The organism is Lacinutrix undariae (genome assembly GCF_052934785.1).
The window spans coordinates 301,844-314,609 of sequence record NZ_CM128809.1; the positions used below are offsets into that span (position 1 = coordinate 301,844).

The window sequence follows — 12,766 nt, forward strand, 5'->3', positions numbered from 1 at the left end:
TATTTTAACGTTTACAAAGTAACAATTATTATATGAATAAGTATAATTCCTTTTTGAATAAAAAAGGATAATTTAGCAACTTCATAAGATTTTATCAAATGCACTATACATTTACAATCATTGTACCTGTTTATAATGAAGAAGACAATTTAATACGTGTTGAAAAAGAACTATTAGCTTATACAAAAATAGCATCAAAATCAACCTGTATTCTTTTTGTTAATGATGGTTCAAGTGATAATAGTCAAGAACTTATTGAGACTATTTGTAATAAAAATTCAGCTTTTAATTTTATTTCTTTTAACGAAAACAAAGGTTTGAGTACTGCTATTAAAGCTGGTTTTGATTACACAACTACAGAACTTGTTGGATATATTGATGCCGATTTACAAACAACACCTAAAGATTTCAACTTACTGCTTCAACATATTGATAAAAATGCACTTGTAACAGGTGTAAGAGCAAATAGAAAAGATGGCTTTGTAAAAAATATGTCTTCTAAAATTGCAAATGGCATTAGACGTACTTTTACGCATGATGGAATGGACGATACCGGTTGCCCATTAAAAGTAATTAAAACTGATTATGCCAAACGTATCCCAATGTTTAAAGGACTTCATAGGTTTTTACCCGCAATGATTATGTTACAAAACGGAAAGGTAGCACAAATACCTGTACAACATTTCCCTAGAATTGCTGGAACGGCTAAATTTGGATTTTGGAACCGTCTTTTTCAACCGCTAATGGATTGTTTTACTTATTTATGGATGAAAAAAAAGTATATCAATTATACGGTATCTAAAAAGAATTAATGAGTGATTGGTTTATATACAGCATAGGTTTTATTGCTCAGATTTTATTCACTTCAAGATCAATTACCCAGTGGATTACTTCTGAAAAACAAAAAAAAGTGATCACGCCAACACTCTTTTGGGGATTGAGTTTACTGGCTTCCTTTTTACTTTTTGTGTATGGATATTTCCGGAAAGACTTCGCCATAATGCTTGGGCAATCACTAACCTATTTTATATATATTAGAAATTTACAGTTACAAAATCAATGGATAAAAATTCCAAAACTCATACGATACCTTTTACTTTTTACACCTGTTTTAATTGTAATTTACAACTACAATAATATTATTATTGATATTGATTTATTGTTTAAAAACAACAATATTCCACTGTGGTTATTAATATTAGGCATTGTATCTCAAGTAATTTTTACCTTTAGGTTTATATATCAATGGTGGTATTCTGAACGTAAAAAAGAATCAATCCTCCCTTTTGGTTTTTGGTTATTAAGTAGTATTGGAGCAATATTAATATTACTTTATGCCATTATAAGAAAAGATCCTGTACTGTTTATAGGGCATTTTATAGGATTGTTCTTTTATATTAGAAACCTGTTTTTACTCCATAAATCTAATATTTAAAACAAAAAAAACGTGTTTTTTAAATCAGCAATACAGTAAAAGCAAAAAGAACTTAGTATTTAAATACTATAAGTTTATTCAACTAAAAGCTATAAAGACGGTTTAAAAAACACGTTTTAAATATTTTCAATTAAGAAATAGAAAATCGTTTTTTAAGTACAAATTTTGCGAGTTTATAAAAACCAAAACCTGATAAGGCACCAAATGTTAATCCGCATACAATATCTAATGGATAATGTACACCAACATAAATACGACTATAGGCAACAACTAAACTCCATAATATCATTATAAAAAGTAAATTTTTATAGTAAGGTTTTAAAAGTAAACCTGCAAAAACTCCTGCTGCCATTGAGTTTGATGCATGCCCAGAAAAGAAACCATATTTCCCACAACGCACAGCTATAAAACGCATATACTCCATGACACCTTCAGTTCTGCAAGGTCTGGTACGCTCAAATGTTGCTTTAACCACGTTTGTCATTTGATCGGTAAACGTAATCATAGCGGCTACAATAACTACAAAAGCTAGTAACGGTTTTAAACCAAATTTTTTATATAATAAAAAAAGTAATCCACCATATAATGGAACAAACGTTAATTTATGAGTAATAATTAACCATAAATTGTCCCAAGGTTCGCTTCCAAGGTTATTCAAAAATAAAAATAACTCTTTATCCGATTGTATAAGTTGTTCTATCATTATTCATCGTATCGTTCTACTTCTCTATCGTAAAAATCTGTGGCGTCTTGAATTAAATTTTCCATTTCACTTTCAATTTCTTTCTCATCTTCTTTATCAAATTCTTCAAGGAATTCAACCTCATCATCTTCTAAATTGATAATAAATCTTGGGAAATCGGTGTGAACGATATAAATTCCGTCAGGAAAATCTGTATTGTCTCCTAATAAAAATTTTGGAAGTTCCATAGTTATTCTTTTTTTTGTGAAATTAATTTTTTAGTTAGATAATTAAATCGAATATACAATAAAATTGCGGCTACTGTTAATCCTGCCAATAATCCAGACCATATTCCAAAGCTACTGTAAGCGTCTTCTTTCCCAAAATAATAACTAATAGGAAAACCAATAACCCAGTAAGAGATGAAGGTAATTATTGTAGGAATTTTAACATCTTGCAAGCCTCTTAAAGCCCCCAAAACAACGACTTGAATACTATCACTAATTTGAAATATCGCTGCGGCAATTAATAAGGTAGAAGCAATATTTACCACTTCGGTATTATCTATAAGGTTTTTAGCATCATCAAAATCTACATATAATTTTGGCAATATGCCATGTAACACAAAAAATAGCAATGCGAAAAAGCAGGCCAATAAGGTTCCTAATAAAAATATGGAAAATGCAATGCGACGTAATTCTCTATAATTTTGAAGTCCTTTTTGATTTCCAACACGTACCATTGCAGCAACACTTAATCCTGTTGCAACCATAAATGTCATAGAGCTCAGGTTTAATGCAATTTGATTTGCTGCTTGAGGATTTTTACCTAATAAACCACTTAACCAAACTGCTGATGTGAATATTCCAACTTCAAAAAACATTTGCATAGCGCTTGGTGTTCCTAAGTTAAGCAGTTTTCTCATCATTAATTTATCGAGCACAAAAAACTTAATTTGCGTTACGTAAGCTTTTGATTTTTCTTTTTTAGACAAAATCCACCATAGAAAAGCAACCATCGCTAAACGTGAAACTACGGTTCCGTATGCTGCACCAACGATGCCATACTCTGGAAAACCGAACTTACCGAATATAAATAAGTAGTTAAGAATTACATTAATAACATTCCCTATTAAGGTCGCATACATAGGGTATTTGGTCATAGATAAACCATCACTAAATTGCTTAAATGCCTGAAAAACAATTAAAGGAATTAACGAAAAAGCCACTAACTCCAAATACGGAATTGCTAACTCTACAACCTCAACAGGCTGTTTCATTAGGTACATAAGTGGTTTTGCTAAAAACACTAGTAAGAATAATGATATCCCTAAAACTGTACATAAAAATAAACCATGCTTAAATGCCGACTTCCCTTCAGAGAAGTTATTAGCAGTATCTGCTTCGGCAACTAAAGGTGTAATTGCTGTTGAAAAACCAATCCCTATAGACATGGCTATAAACATAAAACTATTACCTAAAGATACGGCAGCTAGTTCGGCAGTCCCTAATTGGCCTACCATAATATTATCAACAAAGCTCACAAAAGTGTGCCCCAACATCCCTAACATTACGGGAGCTGCTAATTGCCAATTGTATTTAAATTCTTTTGTATAATCTGATAAAACCACTCTTTTGCTTTTTAAAATGCAAAGATATGATATAGTAAGCGATCTTTTAATATTAAAAGCAGGTTAACTCATTAAATTTATCAAAGAAACAGAAAACTAAATATAGAATTGTTAATAAGTTGGTTTTAAAATATTTTCGTAAAGCAATTAAAAATATTTATCTTTACAGACTAGTACAAAATTTACTATCCTAATATTGGATGTAAAGTTTGTATTAATAAATGAAACTTTTTTGCTATTATTTTAGAGGGATTTAAAAATTGTAACATAAATTAGTTTCATAAAAGGGGATGATTTTTCATCCCCTTTTTTATATCTTATAGGTCACTAAAACTGAAATTTACTCACCTCTTGTTTTGCGATATCAAACTCTGTAATAAAATCTTCAACAATTTCTTGCGTTGATTTTATATCATGAATTAATCCAGCTATTTGTCCAATTTCTAATTCGCCATCTTCCAAATCACCTTCAAACATACCTTTTTTAGAACGTGCACGTCCTAACAACTCTTTAAGTTCTTCAACCGTAGGACTCGTTTTATACAACGCTTCAACTTCGTTATAAAACTTGTTTTTTATTAAACGTACTGGCGCTAATTCTTTTAGAGTTAATTGTGTATCACCCTCATTAGTTTCTACCACAGTATTTTTAAAATCTATGTGTGCAGAAGATTCTTTACTAGCTACAAAACGGCTTCCTACTTGTACTCCATCGGCTCCTAAAATCATTGTAGCCATCATTGCTCTACCGGTTGCAATTCCTCCTGCTGCAATAAGTGGAATTTGTAATTTTTCGCGTACCATAGGAATTAACGTCAACGTTGTGGTTTCATCACGTCCGTTATGTCCACCAGCTTCAAAACCTTCAGCAACTATAGCGTCAACTCCTGCAGCTTCAGATTTTAATGCAAATTTCACACTACTCACCACATGCACTACAGTAATACCACGTTCTTGCAACCAAGACGTCCATGTTTTTGGATTTCCTGCTGAAGTAAAAACAATTTTCACGCCTTCTTCAACAATAATGTTCATAATTTCTTCCACATTTGGGTATAACATTGGAACGTTTACACCAAAAGGTTTTGAAGTTGCAGCTTTACATTTTTGAATATGTTCGCGCAGTACATCGGGATACATTGATCCTGCTCCAATAAGCCCTAAAGCGCCTGCGTTACTTGCTGCCGACGCTAATCGCCAACCACTATTCCAAATCATTCCTGCTTGTATAATTGGGTATTTTATCCCAAATAATTCTGTTATTTTATTTCCCATTTAAGATTTTATGAATTTAAATGTTTGTGATTCTTTTCCTTTTGAAATTTTAATAACATAAATCCCTGAAGCTATTGAAGACACATCAATAGTTTGAGAAACGTCTGTTAATTGTTTTTTCAGTAATTGTTTTCCTAAGATAGAGTATATTTCTAGCTGAGTATTTGTAGCGTTATTTGCTAATTGTACTGTGAATGTTGTTTGCACAGGATTAGGATATATTTTTGCTTCAAAAACATTAAATGTTTCTACAGATAATGCGTTTTGATAAATACTCCAAAAATTTGGAATTCCGTAGCCTAAAAGGTAATCGTGATTTTCAAACTGAGATGCAGATTCACGAATATCATTTTTAATATCTTCTATGCTTCTATTTGGGAATGCTTGTAATAAACTCGCTATAGCACCCGCAATAATTGGTGAGCTAAAAGAGGTTCCGCTATTACTTACTATTGTATTATCATCAGTAATTACAGCAGATAAACTTCCTTGTGCAACAATATCTGGTTTTGGCGTAGGTTGATTTATACTTCCTTGAGAACTAAATCCTGAATAACTTCCAGTAGCTGTAACAGATCCAATAGTAAATACACCAGCTGCATCTGCAGGAGCGCCAACTCCTGATGCTCCAGAATTTCCTGCAGAATTAACTACCAAAATCCCTTTATCGTTAGCCAATTGCGCACCTCTAGAAATAAAAGCAATTTCGCCATTTAAATCTTCATTGCTGTAGGTATAATTTGAATTGTCGTATTGTTTATAACCTAACGACGAATTTATAATATGAACTCCTAAACTATCGGCACGTTCTGCAGCTTCAACCCAGTAACTTTCTTCAACAGGGTTTTCACTAAGTGCATCTTCAGTTCTAAACACATAATAAGAGGCATCTGGAGCAGTACCAACATAGCTGTTTTCAACATAACCACCCATGGTACTCAATACTTGTGTGCCGTGATTACTTGCTGTACTTTCATAAACGTTAACCGTTCTATCTACAAAATCATAACCTCCTAAAAGATCACCGTTATCCCGTAAACGTTGAAAAGCACCCATAGTATCTACATTAGGAAAACCAGCATCAATAACAGCGATAATAATTCCTTCGCCTGTAAAATCATTTTCATGTAACTGATCTACAGCTATCATTTCTACTTGATTTTGGGTTTGTCCGTATGTAAAATCTACTTGAGTATTTTCAAGCTCAAATTTATTGGTTGTGGTAGCAACTCTTGTGTTAGTTGTATTGAAACTCCTGTTTGCAAATTCAATACTACTCACAAACTCTAAGGTATTTAAAGCCGTAATATCGGTTTGAGTTCCGCTAACGTGAATAGCATTTAGCCATTTAGATTTAGCTTTTACAGTAATTCCTGTTTGAAGTTTTAATTGAGAAATATAAGCTTCGTTAACAGGAACATCTTTAAAATCTATAGGAATATTGTGTGTGTTCTTTCGGTCAATTGCTGCTTGCGACAGTATTGATATGGGGTTACTTAATGATTCGGCGACGTTTTCTTTATCGGCGAGAAACACCCAAGCTTCTTCTTGTTGGGCGAAATTTACTGAAGTATAAAATACCACAATAAATAACAGGAGATGTTTTAACATTTTAATTTCTTTTTACATTGCCTTTGCAATTTAAGAAATTACACCTGAACCAACTAATTCCTCATCCAAATACCAAGCTACAAACTGTCCTTCTGTAATAGCAGATTGTAAGTTTTCAAACTCAACATATAGTCCGTTTTCAACTTTATAAAGTATGGCTTTTTCTAATTGCTGACGGTATCTAATACGTGCTAAAACTTCTAGAGTTTCTCCATTATTTAAAGCTAAATCTTCTCTAATCCAATGTAGTTCTTCATTAGTTACAAAGAGTGTGTTTTTCATTAATCCAGGATGATTTTTACCCTGTCCTGTATAAATTACATTCTCAATAACATCTGTATCAATCACAAATAAAGGTTCTACTTTACCTCCAACACCTAAACCTTTTCGTTGTCCTTTGGTAAAGTAATGTGCGCCTTGATGTTTACCTACTTCAATTCCATCGGTAACTTTATAGTCTATTTTTTTTGTAGCATATTCAAGCGCTTCCAATTTGGTATCAAACTGAGGAACTTGTTTATGGTAAGCTTCAGCTGTTGCTGGAACTTCAACAATGACACCTTCTTTTGGTTTTAATTTCTGTTGAAGAAACTCTGGCAATCTCACTTTCCCTATAAAACAAAGTCCTTGAGAGTCTTTTTTATCGGCAGTTACTAAATCTAATTCTGTAGCAATGGCGCGTACTTCTGGTTTAGTAAGTTCTCCTATTGGAAACAATGCTTTTGATAATTGTTGTTGTGATAATTGACATAAAAAGTAAGACTGGTCTTTATTTTTATCAACACCTGCTAATAATTGAAAAGTATCTTCGCCGTCATTAGAAATAATTCCTTTTCTACAATAATGTCCTGTTGCCACATAATCTGCGCCTAAATCTAGAGCGATTTTCATGAAGACATCAAATTTTATTTCACGGTTACAAAGTACATCTGGATTTGGTGTACGTCCTTTGCTGTATTCATCAAACATATAATCCACAATACGCTCTTTGTATTGCTCACTTAAGTCTACCGTTTGAAACGGAATCCCTAATTTATCGGCAACCAACATGGCGTCATTACTGTCATCTAACCATGGACATTCATCTGAAATAGTCACGGAATCATCGTGCCAATTTTTCATAAATAAACCAATAACCTCGTATCCTTGCTCCTTTAATAAGTAAGCAGCAACACTAGAATCTACACCTCCCGAAAGTCCTACAATAACGCGTTTCATGATAAAATATAATTAATTTTGGTCTGCAAAATTACGAAATAAAAAATGGCAACTCGCTAAAGTTGCCATTATAAAAAACAATACTGTTTATAGGATTTGCCTATTGTTTATATGGGTTGTTACTTTTTTTAGTGTAATCTTTTTCTTCTTTAAGTTTTCCGTCTTCATAATACTTCCAAATCCCATGTTTTAAATCATGCTTGTAATCACCTTCAGCAAGTAAAACACCTTCTATATCGTAATATTTTGATGAGCCGTGAAGCTCATTATTCTTATAAGTAAATATTTTTAAAGCAATTCCTTTTTCTGAATACCAAGTTGAAACACCTTCAATTTTACCATTCACATAATTAAGACGTTCTGCAACTTGCCCGTTATCATAAAACACCAATTTTTCACCCTCTAGTTCTCCTTGATTGTTATAACTTTCTGTAGACATTACTGCTGCAGATTTTCTGTGGTAATACGTCCAAGTTCCTGCGTATAATTTACCATTCATTTGACCTTGGCTAATTATTTTTCCTTTTGAAGACAAAAATTTCACCTCAGCAATATTTGAGTTCTCTGTGTAAGTTTTAACGGCGCTCAATACACTTTTACCTTTATTTAAGGTATAGTAATTAAACACGCCAATTTCTTTACCATGGTCAAAAGTACCTTGGTAACGTATTTGATCGGTTTGATTATAATCTTTTTTCCAAATCCCGTGACGTTTACCGTCTTTATCAAACTGGTTTACGGTTTGTGCCACCATTACAGAGGTTACAAATAGTGATAATATAAAATAGATGTTTTTCATGAAAGTAATAACGTTTTTATTGTACTTAAATTGTGTAAACAAAAAAGCTGCCAAAAATGGCAGCTTTTAAATTTATTTGCGTTTTTGAGCATTTTTTTGCTGTTCTGCCTGCTCCATCATTGTTTTCATTTTTTGTTGAAAACGACCTTCTTTTTTCGGTTTTTTCTTTTTCTCCTGAATCTTCGCTAAGACTTTATTTTCGTCTATTACAAAGTTTTTAATCACGAGCATAATTCCAATACTAATTAAGTTAGATATAAAATAATATAAACTTAATCCTGAAGCGTATTGGTTAAAGAATACTAACATTAATAATGGTGAGAAGTAAATCATGTACTTCATCATTTTTTGCATATCTGGCATCCCTTCTTGCGTTGGTTGTGATGCCATTTGCTGACCTGTTGTCATTTTCATATAAAAGAAAATTGCAATTGCAGCAAGTATTGGGAATAAACTTACATGATCTCCATAAAATGGAATCTTAAAAGGTAATTCTGCAATAACATCATAAGATGATAAATCGTCTACCCAAAGGAATTTTTTCTGACGTAAATCAAACGCTGTTGGGAAAAACATAAACAGTGAGTAAAACACTGGTATTTGAATTAGCCCTGGTAAACATCCGCTTAAAGGACTTGCTCCTGCCCGCGATTGTAAACTCATTGTTTCTTGTTGTGCTTTTAACTTGTTGTCTTTATGTTTTTCTCTAATCGCTTCTAATTCTGGTTTCAGAATTTTCATTTTCGCTTGAGATAAGAATTGCTTGTATTGTACAAACGACATTAAGATTTTTACTAAGATTGTCATTACAATAATGGCAAAACCGTAAGGTAAGAATCCGCTTAAAAATCCAAATAAAGGTATAAATACTCCTTTATTAATCCATCCAAAAATACCCCATCCGTAAGGAATACTTTCTTCTAAGTTTTTCTCATATACTTTTAAAACCTTACCATCTGTTGGTCCGAAATAAAAGCTCATATTTTCGTTAAGCTCTCCTCCTTTTAATTCTAAAGGTAATTTAGTTGCGTATTGTTTAGTGTATACAGTATCAATATCTTCATCTTCAACTAAACTTTTAGATAATACTTTAGCGTTCTTAAATGGTGCATCTGCAACTAATATTGAACTAAAAAAGTGTTGTCTGTAAGAAATCCAGCTTACGTCTTCTAAATCTTCATCATCTTCACCAGCTTGAGATAATTTACTAATCTTATCGCCTTCATGTTGGTAAGTTAAACGTGTGTAACGATTTTCGTATTGAATACTTTTATCGTGACGTAATCCTTTAAACTCCCAATCTAAATTAACTTCTTGAGAACCATTTATGACATTGTGAAGTCCTTGAGATTTCACTGCAAAATCTAACATATAATCGTTAGGTTTTAACTCATATCTGTATTCTAAAAATTCAGTTTCAGACACTTTAAGTTTCATTGAAACTACTGTGTTTTCACCATTTTTAGTTACGGTTGGTTGAAAGTATAAATCTTTAGTATTAAACGTTCGGTTTCCTGTAGTTCCAAAATTGATATTAAATTCTGAACTATTTTCTTTTACTAAGTAAATAGGAAGTGAATCGTAATCTACAAATTTGTTTAATTTAACTTCAGAAAGTGCGCCTCCTTTATTGTTAAACTTTAAAGTAAAAGCTTCTGTAGTTACAACAGTTTCATTATCTGTTGCAGATGGTAAAGTTGATGCGTATGCAAATGCACCTAACTTAATTTTTAGCGCATTTAAGTCTACTGAATCTGTAGCGACTGCTGTACTAGAAAAATCTTGTGCTTTTGCTACAGTAGTATCATCTCCTAAAAGTGAGGTTGACGTTTCTGCTGCCTCTTGTTTGATCTGTTCTTGTTTTGCTTTCTCTGCTGCTTGCTCCTCTGGAGTTGGCTTACTTTGCCAAAGCATAAATAACAATATCCCAAAAATAAGTACAAAACCAATAAGGGACTTAACGTCTAATTTTTTTTCTTCCATCTATTTATTAATCAATTGTAATTGGATTTTTTTTTGAAAAACCTATTGTTTTACACGCACCAAAAACTTTATAGCGCAAGTAAAGCTTAACAAAAAGCTATCCATCTTTACTTTTATGCCATTGTGACACTTATTTATTATTCTTAAATTTTAAAGCTGCTTGTACAAATGCCACAAATAATGGGTGTGGATTTGAGACTGTACTTTTATATTCTGGGTGATATTGCACACCTACAAACCAGTTATGAGTTGGAATTTCAACAATTTCAACTAATCCTGTATCCGGGTTTAATCCTGTAGCAATCATTCCTGCTGCTTCAATTTGTGCTTTATAATCATTATTAAATTCATAACGATGTCTGTGACGCTCTTGGATAGTATTAGATTTATAGACCTCTTTTACAATACTATCATCGGCTAGTTCACAAGCCCATGATCCTAATCTCATAGTTCCACCTTTATTAGTGACATCTTTTTGAGATTCCATAAGATCAATTACGGGGTATTTAGTTTCTGGATCCATTTCTGCAGAATTTGCACCTTCTAATTTAAGGACGTTTCTAGCATATTCAATAACTGCCATTTGCATTCCTAAACAAATTCCTAAGAAAGGGATATTGTTTTCTCTTACATAGCGTACCGCTTCAATTTTTCCTTCAATTCCTCTTTCTCCAAATCCTGGTGCTACTAAAACAGCATCTAAATGTTTTAATTTTTCGGCAGCATCATCTACGGTTAGGTATTCAGAATGGATAGACTCTACATTTACTTTAACTTCATTTTCAGCTCCTGCATGAATAAATGACTCTAAAATAGATTTGTAAGAATCTTGTAATTCTACATATTTACCTATTAAACCAATAGTCACTTCTCCTTTAGGATTTTTATGACGTTGTACAAATTGGTTCCATTGTGTTAAATCTGGTACATCACTTTGCAATGCTAATTTTTTAAGCACAACTTTATCTAAACCTTGTTCCAACATTAAGTTAGGGACATCGTAAATTGTAGACGCATCAATAGATTGAATTACAGCTTCTTTACGTACGTTACAAAATAAGGCAAGTTTGGTTCTTAAGTCTTCTGGAAGTTCGTGCTCTGTTCTACACACCAAAATATCGGCTTGCACACCACTTTCCATTAATGTTTTTACACTGTGTTGTGTTGGTTTTGTTTTTAATTCACCTGCAGCAGATAAATAAGGCACAAGCGTTAAATGAATAACAATAGCATTGTTTTCACCTAAATCCCAACGCATTTGACGTACAGCTTCTATGTATGGTAATGATTCAATATCACCAACGGTTCCACCAATTTCTGTAATTACGATATCGTAATCACCAGATTTTCCAAGAATTTGGATACGGTGTTTAATTTCATCTGTAATATGAGGGATTACCTGTACGGTTTTTCCTAAAAACTCGCCACGGCGTTCTTTATTGATAACGCTTTGGTATATTCTACCTGTGGTGACGTTATTAGATTGACTTGTTGGAACATTTAAAAAACGTTCGTAATGTCCTAAATCTAAATCGGTTTCAGCACCGTCATCAGTCACATAACATTCACCATGCTCGTAAGGATTTAATGTCCCCGGATCAATGTTAATGTATGGATCTAATTTTTGAATGGTTGTACGGTAGCCTTGAGCTTGAAGTAATTTAGCCAAAGATGCAGCTATAATTCCTTTACCTAATGAGGATGTTACTCCTCCTGTTACGAAAATGTATTTTGTTGTAGTTGTCATGTTGCGTTGTTAAACGCAGGCAAATTTACAAAATTTAAATAGTTATTAGGGTATTGTTATTAGTTATTTCCTGCTATTTATAACTTAATGATATTTAAGGTGTTACAAAACACAATTCTATAAAAAGCATTCCTATTTATTTAGGATATTTTCTTTTAATATTTCTTATTAAATCTTCAAGACCATTTAGTTTAAGTTCATAAACGGTTTTAAGCATATCTCCCAATTTCCCCTTTGGGAAACCTTTGGTGTTATACCAAACTACATAATGTTCGGGGAGTTCTATTAAATCTTTGCCTTGGTATTTTCCGTAAGGCATTTTGGTATGCGCTAGTTGTATCAGGAAATCTTTATCGGGTTCTAATAACACTGGTTGAGTTTTAAAT

General features: G+C 32.6%; 12 protein-coding genes. 2 read left to right on the top strand and 10 right to left on the bottom strand.

What is annotated here, in order from left to right:
• Positions 1 to 98 precede the first annotated feature (98 nt).
• Positions 99 to 812 carry a glycosyltransferase family 2 protein gene (locus ACU4C5_RS01420; protein ID WP_446845277.1) on the top strand — a complete coding sequence of 238 codons (714 nt, stop codon included), beginning with the start codon at positions 99 to 101 and terminating at the stop codon, positions 810 to 812.
• Positions 812 to 1,435: a lipid-A-disaccharide synthase N-terminal domain-containing protein gene (locus ACU4C5_RS01425; protein WP_446845278.1), complete on the top strand. Its 624-nt coding sequence runs from the start codon at positions 812 to 814 to the stop codon at positions 1,433 to 1,435. The genes ACU4C5_RS01420 and ACU4C5_RS01425 overlap by 1 nt, the downstream gene beginning before the upstream one ends.
• 130 nt (positions 1,436 to 1,565) lie before the next feature.
• On the opposite strand, the gene ACU4C5_RS01430 is transcribed toward ACU4C5_RS01425, so the two are convergent.
• From ACU4C5_RS01430 to ACU4C5_RS01475, 10 genes are all read right to left on the bottom strand, one after another.
• A complete protein-coding gene (locus ACU4C5_RS01430; RefSeq protein WP_446845279.1) occupies positions 1,566 to 2,138 on the bottom strand; it encodes a phosphatase PAP2 family protein in 573 nt (190 codons plus the stop codon).
• Entirely contained in the window at positions 2,138 to 2,365 is a 228-nt protein-coding gene (locus ACU4C5_RS01435; protein WP_446845280.1) for a DUF8828 family protein, read from the bottom strand. The genes ACU4C5_RS01430 and ACU4C5_RS01435 overlap by 1 nt, the downstream gene beginning before the upstream one ends.
• A gap of 2 nt (positions 2,366 to 2,367) precedes the next feature.
• Positions 2,368 to 3,747, bottom strand: coding sequence for an MATE family efflux transporter (locus tag ACU4C5_RS01440; protein WP_446845281.1), 1,380 nt, complete (start codon positions 3,745 to 3,747; stop codon positions 2,368 to 2,370).
• Between the two features lie 327 nt (positions 3,748 to 4,074).
• Positions 4,075 to 5,022, bottom strand: a complete 948-nt coding sequence (locus ACU4C5_RS01445) for an NAD(P)H-dependent flavin oxidoreductase (protein WP_446845282.1) — start codon at positions 5,020 to 5,022, stop codon at positions 4,075 to 4,077.
• Positions 5,023 to 6,633, bottom strand: a complete 1,611-nt coding sequence (locus ACU4C5_RS01450; protein ID WP_446845283.1) for a S8 family serine peptidase — start codon at positions 6,631 to 6,633, stop codon at positions 5,023 to 5,025. It abuts the gene before it with no gap.
• A gap of 30 nt (positions 6,634 to 6,663) precedes the next feature.
• Positions 6,664 to 7,851: a tRNA 2-thiouridine(34) synthase MnmA gene (gene mnmA / locus ACU4C5_RS01455; protein ID WP_446845284.1), complete on the bottom strand. Its 1,188-nt coding sequence runs from the start codon at positions 7,849 to 7,851 to the stop codon at positions 6,664 to 6,666.
• Positions 7,852 to 7,951: 100 nt separating this feature from the next.
• Positions 7,952 to 8,650 (bottom strand): toxin-antitoxin system YwqK family antitoxin, encoded by a 699-nt coding sequence (locus ACU4C5_RS01460; protein ID WP_446845285.1) that lies wholly within the window; start codon positions 8,648 to 8,650, stop codon positions 7,952 to 7,954.
• Between the two features lie 72 nt (positions 8,651 to 8,722).
• Positions 8,723 to 10,633, bottom strand: a complete 1,911-nt coding sequence (gene yidC / locus ACU4C5_RS01465) for a membrane protein insertase YidC (RefSeq protein WP_446845286.1) — start codon at positions 10,631 to 10,633, stop codon at positions 8,723 to 8,725.
• Positions 10,634 to 10,763: 130 nt separating this feature from the next.
• Positions 10,764 to 12,380 carry a CTP synthase gene (pyrG, locus tag ACU4C5_RS01470; RefSeq protein ID WP_446845287.1) on the bottom strand — a complete coding sequence of 539 codons (1,617 nt, stop codon included), beginning with the start codon at positions 12,378 to 12,380 and terminating at the stop codon, positions 10,764 to 10,766.
• Positions 12,381 to 12,516: 136 nt separating this feature from the next.
• On the bottom strand, positions 12,517 to 12,750 hold the full coding sequence (locus ACU4C5_RS01475; protein ID WP_446845288.1) for a DUF3820 family protein: 234 nt from the start codon (positions 12,748 to 12,750) through the stop codon (positions 12,517 to 12,519).
• Positions 12,751 to 12,766: the final 16 nt, after the last annotated feature.